Origin of the sequence: Bacillus sp. Leaf49 (assembly GCF_001426125.1) — a bacterium.
Taxonomy (GTDB): domain Bacteria; phylum Bacillota; class Bacilli; order Bacillales; family Bacillaceae; genus Bacillus; species Bacillus altitudinis.
In genome coordinates this window covers 159,391-175,623 of sequence record NZ_LMRK01000001.1, presented here as the reverse complement: position 1 = coordinate 175,623, position 16,233 = coordinate 159,391, and the positions used below count along the sequence as shown (strand labels likewise).

The window sequence follows — 16,233 nt, the reverse complement described above, 5'->3', positions numbered from 1 at the left end:
CAGTTGATGCCGGCGCTCTTTCTATTTTGTGAGGTGGAAATTTGTGTATATCGATATTACCATCGACTTAAAAAACTATGATGGCAGTGTGTTTGATTTGAGACTATCAAATTATTTACATATTAAACAAGTCATCCATATCGCCTGGCAGGCAAAACAAATCTCACTACCTAAACGAGATGGCGGATGGGTGCGTGTAGTCAATAAGAAAGCTGTGTTTTCAGGCGAATATAAGCTGTCAGACTGTGGAATCACCACAGGAGACAGGCTGGAAATACTATGAAAGGACTTTTGTAAATGGCAGATAAAAAGAGTTCCTATTTAGAAGAACAATTAGAAGCAATCATGAAAAAAGAGGAAGGCACTTACACCTTCATTTTTCAAAGAGAGACAATTAAACTCTTAGACGGTTTAGAAGCGGCACCGATTAAAGACATCAATCCTTCATTTAAAAAAGAGATCCAATTAACCGAAGGTGAGGTCATCATTTCGATTCAACCGCCTCCTGCCTATCAGGAATTTCGTTTCATCCATGCAAAGGATGAAAAAAGCAAATGGATTTTTTCATACCAGCTTGTCGATGCAGTGTGCAAACACGACGTGAAGCGGCTGCATCCTATTGTTTCTCCTGAAAACATTGTTTTTCATCAAGGCTTAGCGCCTGCATTTTTGCATTACGGGGTCAAAGAAAGCATCCCGCCATATGAAACCGACCAACAACGTTTGTTAAAAGAGGTCAAAGCCGTCATTCTTCGAGTGGTGGACCATGAATATCAGTTTCAAGAATATTTGGCTTATCATGATACGTTGAAATTATCTGAGCAGGCAAAGGAAATAAGTGATACACAGTCGCTGGAAGAATTGTCTGCTTTGATTCAACAAAAAATAGAAGCCATCGAAGCAAAAGAAAAGACGCTCTTAACCATTCCAAAAAAGAAATGGAAGATCGAACGATACATTGGACTTGGTCTCCTTGTTCTTTTGATTCCTGCATTGGTGTATACCATTTACACGTTCTTTTTCGCCATGCCGAAACAAGAAGCGTATGTGGAAGCGAACAAATATTATCTCAACAAACAGTACAGCCAAGTGGTGGATACGCTCGAAAAATACAAAGCCGATCAAATGCCAGTCTCTCTTCAATATGAACTGGCCATTTCGTATGTGCAAACGAATCAAGGGAATCTATTGCTTGACCAGCACAAAAAAGAAATCACGGATACGTACACATTGCAGACAGACCCGCAATACTTCCTGTTCTGGATTCATATTGGACAAGGCAATAGCAAGGAAGCTCTGGATATTGCAAGGGTGCTCGGGGACGACCGATACATATTTACAGCACTCGTCGCCTACCGCAATGAAATTCAAAATGACGACAGCCTATCTGCTGAAGAAAAACAAAAACAGCTAGACCCAATCATTAAGGAAATGGCGAAGTATGAAGAAAAAGAAACAACGGAGACGAGCACCAATGACTCCTCAGATGCAAGCCAAACAGATGAAACAGCTGAACAAAAAGAGCAGTCAAAAGCCGATCAGGAGAAAAAAGAGAAAGAATCTGATGCAAAAAAGAAAACCTCTCAGACGAAAAAAGATGAGAAAAAATAATTCTTTCGATACAACTGACAGTTGGTGCTGTCCGATGAGGAGGTGGAGCGTTTGAGTCTTCTATGGGTTTTTTATGAGGAAGATTATCAAACCGTCCGTTTAGATGAGCAGTTCAACCGGGAAGCTGTGATTGGACCTGAAATAGAGCATACAGTAACGATTCCTTCCCTTTCGTTTGATGAAGGATTGATTCGTTTATCTCCAGATGAAACGAATGACGGCTTTTCTCTTTATCAGGGCGAAAAAAAGAAAGGTCACTTACTTCCACATGAACCATATCAGGTTGGTTCACTCACACTCATGTTGATGGATTCACATCATGATCAAACCATTTATTACCTAGGAAATAGAGTCGAAGTGACTATTTCAAGTGAAGAAATAGATGAAGCGGATGTGTGGAAAGAACAAGCTCATTCAATGTTTCAAGATGCCAAATCCTTCACGTTGGAAAAAATAGAAGGCACTTGGTATGTCATTCCCCAAGATGAAACGATCTATGTGAACGGGAAACAGCTGCACGGTCCACAGCAGCTTCTTGCTGGAGATGAGCTGTTTTGGAACTTTTTGACGCTGTCATTGAAAGATGATGATTTATTGCAAGTAACAGCATTTGAACCATTTCAAACACGTTTAGAAAAAACAAGGCCGCCGAGTACCGAAACGAAACAAAAATATCCTTTATACAGACGAACACCGCGTTTGATTTACGATCTGCCAGATGACCGGGTGTCTTTCAGCTTTCCTTCACAGGAGAGTGAAAATAACGGCAGAGGACTTTGGCTTGTGGTTCTCCCGCCGCTTGTCATGCTGATTGTCATGGGGATCGTGGCCCTTGTACAGCCGCGAGGCATCTTTATTGTCGTGTCGATGGCAATGTTTATTATGACGTTAATTACATCGTCCGTTCAATATTTTAAAGAGAAATCACAGCGCAAAAGACGAGAAGAGAAGCGGCAACGCGTTTACTCTCTTTACTTAGAAAATAAGCGGAAAGAGCTGCAAGAGCTGTATGACCGTCAACAATTTATTTTAACGTATCATTATCCATCATTTGAACAAATGAAATATTTGACATCAGAAATCAGCGGGCGTATTTGGGAAAAGACGCTTGTCAGTGATGATTTTTTACAGCTGCGTCTAGGGACAGGTGCAGTTCCTTCAAGTTATGAATTATCGACGAGCGGCGGCGATATGGCCAATCGTGACATCGATGACTTAATGGAACAAACCCAGCATATGCAAAACGTCTATCGCGAGGTAAAAGATGTACCGATTACGTTCGGTCTTGCGGACGGTCCAACCGGATTAATAGGAAAACCAGCAATTGTCAAAAATGAGCTTCACCAGCTTGTCGGCCAGCTTGCTTTCTCGCACAGCTATCATGATTTGAGATTTGTTTTTATCTTTAATGAACAGGAGTATGAGAACTGGGAATGGATGAAATGGCTGCCGCACTTCCAACTTCCTCATACATACGGGAAAGGGTTTATATACAACGAACAAACACGTGATCAGCTATTGTCTTCTATTTATGAAATTTTGCGAGAGCGTGATCTGGAAGAGGAAAAAGAGAAAAAAATCTTTACGCCTCACTTTGTGTTTATCGTGACAAACCATGAACTCATTGCGGAACATGTGATTTTAGAATACCTAGAAGGCAGCCGGACGGATTTAGGCATCTCAATTATCTTTGCGGCAGAAACAAAGGAAAGCTTGGCAGAAAATATTTCAACGCTTGTTCGTTACATTAACGAAGAAGAAGGAGATATTCTCATTCAGCATAAGAAGGCCGTACGAATTCCATTTCAGCTGGATGCACATGAGCGAGCGGACAATGAGCTGTTTGCCAGAACCTTAAGAACATTAGATCATCAAGTCGGGATGACCAACTCGATTCCAGAAACAGTCTCCTTCCTTGACTTGTTTCATGCCAAACAGGTAGATGACATTGGCATTCGTGAAAAATGGCTGACATCTGAAACAGCAAAGTCATTATCTGTGCCTATCGGTTATAAAGGAAAAAACGATATTGTCGATCTGAATCTGCATGAAAAAGCACATGGCCCACATGGTCTATTAGCAGGAACAACGGGATCAGGAAAAAGTGAGTTTTTACAGACGTATATTTTATCCTTGGCTGTACACTTTCACCCGCATGAAGTGGCGTTCCTGCTCATTGATTACAAAGGGGGCGGAATGGCGCAGCCGTTCCGAAATATTCCGCACTTACTTGGTACGATCACAAACATTGAAGGCAGCAAAAACTTTAGTGAAAGAGCGCTTGCCTCTATTAAAAGTGAACTGAAGAAAAGACAGCGCTTGTTTGATCAGTATCATGTGAATCATATCAATGACTATACGAAACTCTATAAAGAGAAAAAGGCGGAACAGCCGATGCCTCATTTGTTCTTAATCTCTGATGAGTTTGCTGAATTAAAAAGTGAAGAGCCAGAATTTATTAGAGAGCTTGTTAGTGCCGCGCGGATTGGACGAAGTCTCGGTGTCCATCTCATTTTGGCGACACAAAAGCCTGGCGGGGTCATTGATGATCAAATTTGGAGTAACTCCCGCTTTAAAGTCGCATTAAAGGTACAAGATGCATCAGACAGTAAGGAAATTTTGAAAAATAGTGATGCCGCGTCGATAACCGTGACAGGTCGTGGATATTTGCAAGTGGGGAACAATGAAATCTATGAATTATTCCAATCGGCGTGGAGCGGTGCACCGTATATGGAAGATGGCTACGGATCAGAAGATGACATTGCCATTGTAACGGACACTGGACTGATCCCATTATCAGGGGTGAGTACAGAGCCGGCTGTGAAAAAAGAGACAGTGACGGAAATTTCCGCTGTTGTGGATGAAATTGAACGTATGCAACAGGAGCTTGGAATTGAAAAGCTTCCGAGTCCATGGCTTCCACCGCTTGAAGAGCGTATTCCAAAAACACGTTATGCATCAAGTGAGGAGCACGTCTTCCATTTCGCTCTTGTCGATGAGCCAGATCAGCAAAGCCAGCATCCACTTTCTTATCAAATGATGGAGGATGGAAATATTGGTATCTTCGGTTCATCCGGCTACGGCAAATCACTTGCTGCAACAACACTGCTTATGAGCTTCGCAGAAAGATATTCACCTGAAGAATGGCATGCATATATTTATGACTTCGGTAACGGCACCTTGCTACCGCTTGCCAAACTTCCGCATACGGCTGATTATTTCTTAATGGATCAAATGAGAAAGATTCAAAAGTCGATGAAGCGTCTTCGTGAAGAGGTTGAATATCGCAAGCGTTTATTTAGACAGCAGGAAATGAGTCATATCAAAATGTACAATGCGCTGAATGAGAAAAAGCTTCCATTCATATTTATCGTGATTGACAACTTTGACATTGTGAAAGACGAAATGCATGAACTCGAATCTGAATTTATTCAGTTAAGCCGTGATGGCCAATCGTTAGGCATTTATTTCTTAATCACAGCGACTCGTGTCAACGCAGTCCGTCAATCTCTTATGAACAACTTGAAAACAAAGATTGTCCATTACTTAATGGATCAAGGAGAGGCATACTCCATTATTGGCAGACCGAAATTCAGCTTAGAGCCAATTCCAGGACGAGTCATTATCAACAAAGAAGAGCTTTATTTTGCCCAAATGTTCCTGCCAGTTGAAGGAGAGAACGATCTCGAATTGTTTGAGCATTTAAAACAAGAGATCCAGCTTCTAGATGCTCGCTTTGAATCAGCTGAAAAACCAAAACCTGTGCCGATGCTTCCTGATAAGCTGACCATTTGGGAGCTAGAGAGTCGCTTAGAAGAACAAAAACAGCCGTATGACATTCCAGTCGGACTAGATGAGGAATCTGTTGCACCTGTTTACTTTGACTTGAAGAAGAATAAACATTGCCTCATCATCGGTCAAACGCAGCGAGGGAAAACAAATGTGACCAAACTAATGCTTGATCAGCTATTAGTAGCAAAACCTGAGAAGCTGGCCGTCTTTGATTCGATTGATCGGGGGCTCTCTCATTATGCAAAAGAAGAAAACATTGATTACCTTGAAACAAAGGATGATATCACAGAATGGGCAGAGGAAATAGATCGTTTATTCAAGGTGCGTGAAGAGATGTACGTCGAAGCTGTGCGCCGGGGAGAGATTGATCAGTTGTCGTTCTCTCAAATTGTGCTTGTGATTGATGGCATTACGCGTTTTCAGCAGACAATCGACCCGCGTCTTCAAGATCAATTGGCAGATTTCATGAAATCATATGCACACTTAGGCTTCAGCCTGATCGCATCAGGAAATCATACCGAATTCAGTAAAGGCTATGATGCACTGACAAACGAAATTAAACAGGTTCGTCATGCCATGTTACTGATGAAAAAATCAGAGCAAAACATCATACCGCTTCCGTATGCAAGACAAGAACCAGAGATTCAGCCAGGATTCGGATATTTGGTTGAAAACGGGAAAGAGAAGAAAATCCAGGTTCCTTTATGTGCGGTAGAAAGGAAGAGTGTTCAATGACAGAGCAGCAAAAAAGCTCCATCAAAATCGTGTCGACCATGATACTGATTCTCGTCTTGCCGGTTCTATTTTTCCATCTCATTGGGGATGATCCGGCAAAACAGAAAAAGAATGCCACACGTAACATTGCCGTGGTCAATGAAGATATGGGGGCGAGCGAAAGTGAAAATACCGCTCGTTTTGGACAGGATGTGGTGGCGGCATTATCAGAGCGTCCAGATTACACATGGACAGTCGTCAATCGAAGTGCGGCAGAAAATGGCCTGAAAAATAGAAAGTACGATGCAGTTCTCTATATTCCATCTGACTTCTCTAAAAATGTGCTGAGCTATGATAAGGATCATCCAGAGAAGGCATCTATCCAATTCTCAATCCAAGATCAGCTCAATGCAGTGAATAAAGAAAAAGTACAAAGAGAGCTAGAAAATGCTCAAAAGAAAATGAATGAACAAATGTCGACTTTATATTGGAGTTTTGTATCACAGGAAATCGGCAATGTCAGAGAAGAGTTTGAGCATATTGTTGGCAAAGAGGTCGAATTCCAAAACACGATGTACAACTTCTATAAGCCAAATTCAAACAAACTATCTGATGCCGTCCAGCAGCAGAAGAAACAAATAGAAGAACTAAAAAATGCGATGGCCGATTCACAAAAACAGTATAAAGACGGTTTAAGTACAACAGAAGAAGCGAAAAGCCAGCTAAAGGATTTCGTAAAAGTAGTCGATCAATATCAGCAGTATCAAGACAAACAAAAGGATCTCTTGATCAAAGCGCAATCGACAAGCAAAAAACAAATCCAGCAAGGACTCAAACAGCTTGCGGAGATTCAAAACCAAAATGCCCGCAGCTTTAGCGATCAAATGGGCGGACTCAAAACCGATATCAATGGGGTCCAAAGTCAGCTTAAAACAACGGACAGCGCAATTCAATCTGTTCAAAAGTCGAGGGAAGAAGCAATCCCTAAGCAATCGTCGGGATTAACGGACCTTGTGAAGGCGTCTCAAGAAGAACTGTTGAAGAATTATGAAGGTCAGTACTTAGATGTCTATAAAAGTAAGATCATCGCCTTGCAGAATAAGCTAGAGGCAAAAAGGGAAGAGCTAATGAACGCGCCCGAGCAGCCAGCTGATCCTGATGATGACGGGCAATCAGATCAAGATAACGAGAACCCAGAAGAGATTGGCATTAACTTAGATGATGAAACAAATGAACTCTCGCAAATTTCATCGGAAATGAACGATCTAGCTGATCAATTAGAAGATCAGACTGCACCTCCTACTAATGAAGATGATAAAGAGAGTGAAAATGGTCAGGATGCTGTTCAGCCAGATAACAGCGGCACGAATCAATCAAAAGATGACCTAAAAGCACTGTCTAATCGTTTAGAAGAAGTGAAAAAGAAGATTCAAGAAAAATCGGCCGCTCATAACGACCAATTGAAAGACAAAGTAAGTCAAATGAGTAAGGAGCTTGAAAGCCTCACGAAAAAAGTAGAGAAGCTTGAAAAGATGATTCTAAGGTTACAAGATCGATATAACGTCATTCCGAATGAAATCAAAAATCAGGAATCCTCTATTTTAAACAAAGTGCAAGAGCTGAAACGAGTAAACTCGCCGATTGGCAACACTTTGGATACAAAAATATTTGATCAAGAGTTTAAAACAAATTCAACAAGCACCAAAAAGTTAATGGAATACTCCAATCAACTGTCTCAGCTAGAGATGATGCTTGGGAATCTATATCAACCAACAAACAACTCATCTCTACTAGACACAAAAGGAGATGAAATCCAGTCCATCCTTTCCATCAAAAAAGAAGAAACGGAAAACTGGGATACACTCAAAAATCAAATGCTGACGTCAAATGATGATGTGTCTACCTTTATTGATGAGATGCAAAAATTCTCAGATGGCTACGCAGAATACATTTCGACTCAGCAGGCAAGCATGGAACAGGAGTTAAATGCCATTTCTGAAAGTGCGGACACAGTAGCTGAACAAATGGCTGATCAAGGAGATGCTGTGTATACGGCAGACCTTGCGGGCAGTTCGATTGTTGTGAGTGCACAGGATTCAATTGGTCAGGAAGTGCTTCGTCTTTCTGAAAATATGAGTTCGTTAACTGACCGCCAAAAAGGGGTGGCGGATTATACGAATAATATTGAAGAAAGTGTCACAACCGTTCAAGAAAAAGCAGATACGTTGAACGAAAACTGGAGTAAGAATGTCAATTCTACGAAGCTTGTTCAACAAGATTTAAAGGGTATTTTAGGCAACACTTTAGACGATCAAGGCAACAGCAACTATGTGTATAACCATTTAGCCAATCCGCTGAAAATTAGCGGCGATGTGCCAGAAGAAAAAACGCAGACTGTACCGCCAGTAGTCATTTTGGTTATTGTGATGATCAGCAGTTTGTTGATTGGCTTTTTTAGCTCGTACTATGCGTCAGCGCCAATGCTGGTCAAAGGTGCACTGTTTGGTATTTTAAATCTGCTAGTCGGGCTCATGATCAGTCTGTTTGGACTCAACATTTACAAACTAGCTGATGACCAAGCCATTCAATGGTCGATCTTTACGATTTTGCTGCTAGTGGCATGCTCTGCCTTCATTCGCACAGCTTTCCTTTTCGGTTCAATTGCCGGATGGATGGCAGCAACGGCGCTTATTTTCTTCTTTGTTGCACCGTTAATTGATTTGGTCATGCCAAACTTCCATTTTACAAATCCAGTGACAGACGTGTATCTGTCCATCCAATATGGAAATGGAGACAACTTCGGTATGGGCATCACAGGGCTACTGATTTTAACGATATTGTTCATGGTCATTCCACTAGTGAAGAAGCTATGGAAAGACAAAACAGAGGAACGTGATGTCACTCATGAGACTTAATCTATTCGTCAAAGGGATGGCACTTGGTGTCATATCCCTTTTTCTCCTCAGTCCTGCTGCTTTTGCTGCTACAGGTGAAGATACGGATACGAATGTCAAGCCGAATGAATATCAAGAAAAGAACCTCAATATTAATTCGAGTATATTGAGGGATCAAACGAAATACGAACAAAGCAAAACAACATCTAAAGTCAAAACGGACATTCACTTTGCTGACCCGCCTAAGACCTCTGGTGGTCAACTTGCGCCGCAGCTTTTTAGTGATCTGAAAGACAATCCGCCTAAAACGCCAGCTCGTATGATGAAAGAGATGAATATCTCTTTCAGCGATTCGGCTGTATCAACGCCTTCTGGCGATGATCATGAAAAGCAGAGATCGGCGCTTCTACCAATCATTTTTGGCATCTTGATCGCCTTTGGCATCATGGTCATGATCATTCTCATTCCAAAGGTGAATGTGAAGACGGAAAAGAAATAGCCTGCCTTATGAAAAGGGCAGGCTTTTCTTTATGCAGATGCAGATTGCTTGATGTGAGACCGATTCACTATTTAAAATAGTGTTATCAAGGGAGGAGATTGTCATTCGAATTTCAATCGTCACAGGCGGATCAAAAGGATTTGGTTTAGCACTTGTCAAACAGCTACTTTCACGCGGGGATAACGTGTATACCGCTGCAAGAAGTGAGTCGCCACTATCCCATCCACACCTCACGCATTCACAGGTCGATCTCACTGATGAGGTATCGGCTGCAAAGTGGCTTCAGGGCATCTTGTCCTCGCAAACTCTCGCAGACGCTGATGACGTCTTGCTTGTCAATAATGTAGGAATGGTGACTCCTATCAAGCGTGCAGGGCAAGGCGGAGAAGATACGCTTCATCAGCATTATACGCTGAACCTTGTCATCCCTGTTTTGCTCAGTCACGTGTTTGTGAGGGAGACACAATCTCTTGAAGGGAAGAAAACCATCGTGCATCTTTCTTCTGGGGCAGCTAAAAACCCGTACAAAGGATGGAGTGCCTATTGCAGTTCAAAAGCAGGGCTTGATATGTTTATGAGGACTTTACATGAGGAACAGCAGGACGAAGCATATCCTGTCACCACGTTTTCCTTTTCACCCGGTACGATTGATACGGATATGCAGGGAGAGATTCGGAAATCCTCCAAACAGGACTTTGAACAAATTGAACGGTTTCAGCAATTACATGAAACAGGTACGTTAAAGAGCCCAGATGAAGTGGCCGGTATTTTACTCGACCTTCTAGCAGATGACCCAGCTGGCGGTTGTGTATATGATGCCCGTGAGTATGAAAAAAAGCAGTCATAACGGCTGCTTTTTTCGTATTGTACAAGCAAAGACAGCTTATCGAGCATAAGCTAATTTTGAGACTCATCGGAAATATGACAGAACATTTGAGTTTCTTTTCAGAATATGTTAGGATGCTAAAAATATAGATAAGGAGGGGTTTCCATGAGAAAGGTTACATTAATGGATGTTTACACCCATCCAGTCGCTCAAAAATATTTAAATCGTTCAGGAAAAGCCCACGCCATTGCTTGTGCTTATCACGCATTCAAACTGGCGATGCAGGCGGGGATTAACCCGGATCTTGCTGTGAAAGCAGCACTCTTGCATGACATCGGCCACTATGAATGGTATACAGCAGGCGGAGAATGGGATTACGAGACATATAGACGAAATGATATTCATGCCATTAAAGGGGCAGAGCGGGCACATAAACTGCTCATACGGCTCGGCGAGGAACCAAAAGCAGCCAAAGAGATTGCCCTTGCGATTTTGCTTCACACAGATTCATATTTGCCAGAGGGCGACCTGCATAAGGACACACTCCAGCAAATTGTGAAGAAAGCAGATGAAATGGACGAAGAGCCTGGTGGACACCATCATTACAGACAAATAGATGAATCACTTGCGCTCAAAAAAATTGCTGATTTGGATGAGAAGGTGCAGCAGGCGCTTCAGCCCATGAAACGCTCTGTTTAATATGGAATATCTCCATGAATCGTTCCGTGCTGATCCACATACAATGTGCGGATCACAGTACGGTTAAATGCCGACGTCCCTGACGCAGTGAGACCTGTGTAATGAACCGTGACGGAATAAGCACCTTCTTTTTTCAATTGAACGGCAGATGAAGAGCTCGTTTTCAGTGGATGATCCTTCTCGGCATCTTTAAAATAAGTGGTCTCTACAGTTTTGCTTAATCGTTTAATCAGCTTGCTCGAATGTGTCGATGCATCTCCTGATTTCGCTGCAGCGATTTTGATTTCTTCATTCAATGGTGAATCAAAGGATACAAGTAGCAAATAAGGATCCTTTTTTCCTGAATTTGATCGAATCGTCCATTTTCCTGGAACGGGTTTATTGATTTGCACATGGTGTGAATAGGCGCCTTCATATGGGAATGATGCTTCGGATGTCGTCAAATTGGTTAAGACATCTCCATTTGGCGCAACGATTTCCGGATTGGCTTCCTGTCTTTCATTTAACCACTGAATCGATAGGCCATTCGTTCCTTCCTCTACATAGAACGCTTCTGTTTTATCCTTTTCACTTTCTCCACCTTTCACATAAACGTTTGTATTTAGCTCTGAAGAGACTGGTTCTTGCTCTTGTTCGTCTTCGCTTTCAGCGCTTGCGGTACTTGCACGCAGCTGTGCCTGAAATACGGGGAACATGCTTGTGCCGTTTTTGATCGAAAAGTGATCCCATTTTCCTGTTAAAATATTGTTTGCATATGCTAGCTTTGTGCTGCTGACCGTCACAGCGCCATCGTTTGCACCAAAGCTTTTTAAATACATGCCGCCTAAATAAAGCACTCCGCCAAAGGTTCCCCAATCTGAACCAGAATAGGTTACATATTTATGAGGGAACGTCTCCAGCTGGTCGGTTTCACTTCGAAAAGCTGCCATCATCCCGGTTTGCAGAGAATAGAGCGCGTCGCTCTTTTGTCCAAGGATTTGCGCAAGCCAGCTTCCGCCTTTGCTATAGGCTAAATCCGCAAGCGGCGTCCCATAATGTGGAGAGCCAAGTGTGATGACTTTCTCTACATATGGATGAGCGTTGTAATACACGAGTGCAGCCTGCGTATCCACTCCACCTTTACTATGACCGATTATGATCAGTTTTCTGCCGAAAAATTCATAGATTTCTTTTAACTTTTCTGCTAATAGTTTTCCATTCTTTTTCATGTCCTGATCTGGATATAAATCTATGAACGCGCTTTCGTATCCGTTCAGAACAGCTTGTTTTGCCATATCGTTTCGATCAGACCATGTGGAGGAAGAACTGTTTATGCCATGTACAAAAACAAGTGGGGGTTTTGACAGGTCTTTTTGTACCGGTTCTTCGCCTTTAAACCACTTCCCTGGTGTACCAGGTGCATCTCCAATTGTGCCTGCGTGCGCATAACTTGCAGAGGATAGTAAGAGCATGACAGCAACGATACAGATTAATTTTTTCAAGATCATTCACCTCTTCAAATAATTTAAGATGTTGGCAGCACCAATCTATTATACTTCTAAAAATTGTAAAAAAATACGAAATGTAAAAATACGGTAATAATGTTGTGGGTTTGCTGAGTGACACTCACATGGGTCATTGCATACGCTGTGGGTAAATACACAAGTAAAGGGGCAGGTAGCATGGCACAACAAGGAAGTCCACAGCTTGTTTCATTAGTTGATCCATATGTTTATCAAACATTGCAGAAAGTAGTCGGTATGAGATTGATTGTTCAAACAGTGAAAGATACAGTACGTGGAAAATTGAAGGAAGTGATGCCGGATCATATTGTGATTGAGGCGGGGGCAAAATCAGTGTTTTATGTGCGGATCCAGCAAATCGTGTCGGTGATGCCTGATCACAGTGAAAGAGTGTAAAAAGCAGACGCATAGATGTCTGCTTTTTTCAATGCTTACAGAATGTATATCTGGAAAAAGTGCATGATATACCAATTGTTCTTTTTTTTTCAAAAAATATGGTTCTAAAACAAGAAGCAGTTGACAGAAGGTGGGTTGAATAGTAGTTTTTTAATAAGGTCAATACGTAACAGGAGGAGCATCTTTGTTAAAATCTAAAGTTCATTTTTGGACATTCCAAATATTACTGGTTTTACTGATTGTGTATGTATCAACAAAAGTTTCGTTTTTATTTCAGCCGATCATTTTATTTGCTTCAACGTTGTTTGTTCCTATTTTACTGGCAGGTATTCTCTTTTTCATCTTTAATCCGATTGTTCGATTTTTGTCGAAGAAGATACCTAGGACGCTCGCCATTCTGATTATTTATCTCCTATTCATCGGGCTTATCACGTTTGTTGTCAATGCTGCTGGACCTGTCATTGTCACGCAGGTGGGTGGACTTGTCAAAAGCTTCCCGGGGTATGTCACGGACATGCAGAAATTTATCAACGACTTCTCGCATTCTAAAACATTTACATGGATGATGAACCAAGATTATGTGTCTGTTTCGAAGTTTGAACAGTCGATCGTTTCGACATTAAAAGATTTACCGGAAAATATTGCTTCCAGTATGTCGGCGGTGTTTGGCGTGATTGCGAATATTGCCCTCGCTGTCATTACCGTTCCATTCATTTTATTTTACATGCTAAAAGACGGGCATAAGTTTCCGGACAAGCTCGTTCAATTTTTGCCAATGCCTTACCGTAAGGAAGGATTGAAGATTTTTAAAGAATTAAACGATACGCTTGCTGCTTACATACAAGGGCAAATCGTTGTTTGTTTATTTGTCGGAGTTGCTTGTTTTATCGGATACTTATTAATTGGTGTGAAATATGCGCTCATTCTCGGCATCATTATTGCGGTGACAAATGTCATTCCATATCTTGGGCCATATCTTGGTGCGGCGCCAGCTGTGCTCATTGCTTTTCTTGATTCGCCTGGAAAAGCGGTTGTGACTGTTATTGTCATTCTTGTTGTTCAGCAGATCGATGGAAACGTCATTTCTCCATTGATCATTGGAAAACGTCTCAACACACATCCGTTAACAATTATCTTGCTATTAATTGGGGCAGGAAGTTTTGGCGGAATCCTTGGCATGATTTTTGCCGTTCCTGTCTATGCGTTGCTGAAAGCCATCACACTCAATATTGTCAGATTGGTTCAGCTGCGTCAGCGCTCTCGAAAAGAACAGCATTTAAACGTTTAGGGCAGATGCACAACTTTTCCCTTTTTGCATAACATAACTCACATAAGCGAATAGGGAGGAGAAGGAAGATGCCTGCGATTGTTGGACCCATCCATATTGAGTCTTTAGGCGGAAACGGCTCGGCTACTTTTGGTGACGTTCTCGCCATTGCCCCTTTGGCTGTAGATCACTCGACCGGTGGAGCGGGAGCTTTTAATTCAGGTGATTATATGTCCCTGACAAGCGATCCGAATGCCACTATGCTTTGGGACTTTACACTGTTTGGCCAGCCTCAATCATTTAATGCATAAAAGACAGCTGATCATATGACATATCAGCTGTCTTTTTTATGTTGGATAGACACGTATTGTTCCGCTAGGCATATGATGAGGGTAGTAAAGGTGGTGGAAAGATGCCAGCAATTGTTGGACCCATTCATATTGACCGTGTCATAGGAAACGGTTCTGCACATTTCGGCGATGTGTTTGCTATTTCGCCAAAAAGTGTGGATCATTCCGCTGGTGGTTCAGGCACCTATAATGCAGGAGACTTTGTTCAATTCTTCAACAATCCGAACGTCACATTTGTTTGGGATTCAAACCTGATCAGCCAGCAAAAGAGCTTTAACGCATAGCCAGCTTTGAAAGGGTCTCCTTTTCAGAAGCTGTCTTTTTTTATGGTACAATGGATAGAAGAAGGAAGAAGAAAAAGGGGGGAAAACACATCAAATGAAAATAAGAAAAGCGCATCTGACAAGCGGGCAACCAACAACCTACAATGTATATTTACATGAAAATAAAAAAGAATATAAAACGCTTGTCGCTGTACCTGATATGGAATGGAGTATTTCTATCGCGTATGAAGACGAAAAAACGCAGCTTGAGCAAGCACTAGAACAATCTTTAAACAAAAGAGTAGAAATAGACGAAGCCCGTGAACTTGCACAAAAAATTGTGCACTGGGTCACAGAAATGTAAATTCAGAAACCAGGAGTGAACACAGCAATGAAAGAAGAATCCGTAGACTTTTATTTGCAGCAAGGGATATTTGGACATGCTGAAACAAAACCCGATGAACGAAGAATGTTTCTCGGCTCATTAAGAGAACGTGCTCTTCTCGCTCTGACAAAAGGGCAAGTATCGAGACATAAATCGTATCAAGAGGTAGAGCAAGTATTGAAGGCAAACCGAGAGGCCACTGTTCTTTTAAATGGTGAATTGTCATATGCTTCTTATTCTCCATATGTCAAAATGGCAAATGCCGCTGGTTGTTCTTTTAAAGTGGTCAACCATCACGACTCACATTCACCGTTTGGGCTTGTGATAGAGGTGCCGCATGCGATCAATCAAGAGCACATCTATATAGAAGATGAGCTTTTTCAAAAAGCTTTTTCTCGTGAATCTGTTGAATAGGTTTCCCTAGTGAAATGAATAAGCTATAATGATTCAAAAGAGCATATGGGAGAGATGCGGATGGGCAAAGCATTGATTTGTATTGATTATACAGTTGATTTTGTTGCAGACGATGGAAAACTGACGTGCGGAAAGCCTGGACAGGCGATTGAGTCGAAGATCACAGAGATCACTTCTTCATTTATTGATGAAGGACACTTTGTTGTTTTTGCCGTCGATCATCATGAAGAGCAAGATCCATATCATCCAGAGACAAAGTTATTTCCGCCCCATAATATTCGCGGGACAGAAGGAATTGAACTTTACGGAAAACTAAGTTCACTATTTCACACGTCAACACATTTAAATCATGTCTATTATATGGAAAAAACAAGATACTCTGCTTTTGCAGGCACTCAATTAGAAATGAAACTGCGCGAGCGTGGCATCACTGAACTTCACCTAGCCGGAGTGTGTACCGATATTTGTGTACTTCATACAGCTGTTGATGCATACAATAAAGGCTTTGAACTTGTGATTCATGCGAATGCCGTAGCGAGTTTTAATGAAGCGGGGCACGAGTGGGCACTTTCTCACTTTGAGCATACGCTTGGTGCGAAAGTGGTTAAGTAAGGGAAGGAG

Annotated in this window: 15 protein-coding genes; 14 read left to right on the top strand and 1 reads right to left on the bottom strand. The window is 41.8% G+C overall.

The annotated features are described in order from the left end of the window. Nucleotides 1-43: 43 nt before the first annotated feature. From ASG46_RS01025 to ASG46_RS00995, 7 genes are all read left to right on the top strand, one after another. Nucleotides 44-283 (top strand): EsaB/YukD family protein, encoded by a 240-nt coding sequence (locus ASG46_RS01025; RefSeq protein WP_008345897.1) that lies wholly within the window; start codon nucleotides 44-46, stop codon nucleotides 281-283. A 14-nt stretch (nucleotides 284-297) separates the two neighbouring features. Then, entirely contained in the window at nucleotides 298-1,611 is a 1,314-nt protein-coding gene (gene essB, locus ASG46_RS01020) for a type VII secretion protein EssB (RefSeq protein ID WP_056702639.1), read from the top strand. A 51-nt stretch (nucleotides 1,612-1,662) separates the two neighbouring features. Continuing rightward, entirely contained in the window at nucleotides 1,663-6,138 is a 4,476-nt protein-coding gene (gene essC / locus ASG46_RS01015) for a type VII secretion protein EssC (protein ID WP_056702638.1), read from the top strand. After that, entirely contained in the window at nucleotides 6,135-9,032 is a 2,898-nt protein-coding gene (gene esaA, locus ASG46_RS01010) for a type VII secretion protein EsaA (RefSeq protein ID WP_056702635.1), read from the top strand. The genes essC and esaA overlap by 4 nt, the downstream gene beginning before the upstream one ends. Beyond that, on the top strand, nucleotides 9,013-9,510 hold the full coding sequence (essA, locus tag ASG46_RS01005) for a type VII secretion protein EssA (RefSeq protein ID WP_056702632.1): 498 nt from the start codon (nucleotides 9,013-9,015) through the stop codon (nucleotides 9,508-9,510). The genes esaA and essA overlap by 20 nt, the downstream gene beginning before the upstream one ends. A 103-nt stretch (nucleotides 9,511-9,613) precedes the next feature. Continuing rightward, complete coding sequence (locus tag ASG46_RS01000; RefSeq protein WP_056702958.1) at nucleotides 9,614-10,357, top strand: (S)-benzoin forming benzil reductase; 744 nt, start codon at nucleotides 9,614-9,616, stop codon at nucleotides 10,355-10,357. A 144-nt stretch (nucleotides 10,358-10,501) separates the two neighbouring features. Continuing rightward, complete coding sequence (locus ASG46_RS00995) at nucleotides 10,502-11,035, top strand: HD domain-containing protein (RefSeq protein ID WP_007500462.1); 534 nt, start codon at nucleotides 10,502-10,504, stop codon at nucleotides 11,033-11,035. On the opposite strand, the gene ASG46_RS00990 is transcribed toward ASG46_RS00995, so the two are convergent. After that, nucleotides 11,032-12,516, bottom strand: a complete 1,485-nt coding sequence (locus ASG46_RS00990; protein ID WP_039956281.1) for an esterase/lipase family protein — start codon at nucleotides 12,514-12,516, stop codon at nucleotides 11,032-11,034. The two genes, ASG46_RS00995 and ASG46_RS00990, sit on opposite strands and share 4 nt — an antisense overlap. Nucleotides 12,517-12,696: 180 nt before the next feature. On the opposite strand from ASG46_RS00990, the gene ASG46_RS00985 reads away from it, so the two are divergent. The 7 genes from ASG46_RS00985 to ASG46_RS00955 all read left to right on the top strand — a co-directional run bounded on the left by ASG46_RS00985 (nucleotide 12,697) and on the right by ASG46_RS00955 (nucleotide 16,224). Then, nucleotides 12,697-12,933, top strand: coding sequence for a YuzF family protein (locus tag ASG46_RS00985; RefSeq protein WP_003213721.1), 237 nt, complete (start codon nucleotides 12,697-12,699; stop codon nucleotides 12,931-12,933). A gap of 184 nt (nucleotides 12,934-13,117) precedes the next feature. Further along, nucleotides 13,118-14,221 carry an AI-2E family transporter gene (locus ASG46_RS00980; protein ID WP_008345881.1) on the top strand — a complete coding sequence of 368 codons (1,104 nt, stop codon included), beginning with the start codon at nucleotides 13,118-13,120 and terminating at the stop codon, nucleotides 14,219-14,221. Between the two features lie 68 nt (nucleotides 14,222-14,289). Next, nucleotides 14,290-14,511 (top strand): spore germination protein, encoded by a 222-nt coding sequence (locus ASG46_RS00975; RefSeq protein WP_008345880.1) that lies wholly within the window; start codon nucleotides 14,290-14,292, stop codon nucleotides 14,509-14,511. Between the two features lie 101 nt (nucleotides 14,512-14,612). Further along, nucleotides 14,613-14,834: a spore germination protein gene (locus ASG46_RS00970; RefSeq protein ID WP_008345878.1), complete on the top strand. Its 222-nt coding sequence runs from the start codon at nucleotides 14,613-14,615 to the stop codon at nucleotides 14,832-14,834. A gap of 94 nt (nucleotides 14,835-14,928) precedes the next feature. Beyond that, complete coding sequence (locus tag ASG46_RS00965) at nucleotides 14,929-15,177, top strand: YueH family protein (protein WP_008345876.1); 249 nt, start codon at nucleotides 14,929-14,931, stop codon at nucleotides 15,175-15,177. A 27-nt stretch (nucleotides 15,178-15,204) separates the two neighbouring features. After that, entirely contained in the window at nucleotides 15,205-15,612 is a 408-nt protein-coding gene (locus tag ASG46_RS00960) for a YueI family protein (protein WP_056702629.1), read from the top strand. 60 nt (nucleotides 15,613-15,672) lie between these two features. Next, nucleotides 15,673-16,224, top strand: coding sequence for a cysteine hydrolase family protein (locus ASG46_RS00955; protein ID WP_046526549.1), 552 nt, complete (start codon nucleotides 15,673-15,675; stop codon nucleotides 16,222-16,224). Nucleotides 16,225-16,233: the final 9 nt, after the last annotated feature.

Excerpts from the sequence above, each read along its gene's own strand:
- ASG46_RS00975 (WP_008345880.1), top strand. The coding sequence starts at position 14,290 with ATGCCTGCGATTGTTGGACCCATCCATATTGAGTCTTTAGGCGGAAAC.
- essB (WP_056702639.1), top strand. The coding sequence starts at position 298 with ATGGCAGATAAAAAGAGTTCCTATTTAGAAGAACAATTAGAAGCAATC.
- ASG46_RS00965 (WP_008345876.1), top strand. The coding sequence starts at position 14,929 with ATGAAAATAAGAAAAGCGCATCTGACAAGCGGGCAACCAACAACCTAC.
- ASG46_RS00960 (WP_056702629.1), top strand. The coding sequence starts at position 15,205 with ATGAAAGAAGAATCCGTAGACTTTTATTTGCAGCAAGGGATATTTGGA.
- ASG46_RS00985 (WP_003213721.1), top strand. The coding sequence starts at position 12,697 with ATGGCACAACAAGGAAGTCCACAGCTTGTTTCATTAGTTGATCCATAT.
- esaA (WP_056702635.1), top strand. The coding sequence starts at position 6,135 with ATGACAGAGCAGCAAAAAAGCTCCATCAAAATCGTGTCGACCATGATA.
- ASG46_RS00995 (WP_007500462.1), top strand. The coding sequence starts at position 10,502 with ATGAGAAAGGTTACATTAATGGATGTTTACACCCATCCAGTCGCTCAA.
- ASG46_RS00955 (WP_046526549.1), top strand. The coding sequence starts at position 15,673 with ATGGGCAAAGCATTGATTTGTATTGATTATACAGTTGATTTTGTTGCA.
- ASG46_RS00970 (WP_008345878.1), top strand. The coding sequence starts at position 14,613 with ATGCCAGCAATTGTTGGACCCATTCATATTGACCGTGTCATAGGAAAC.
- essA (WP_056702632.1), top strand. The coding sequence starts at position 9,013 with ATGTCACTCATGAGACTTAATCTATTCGTCAAAGGGATGGCACTTGGT.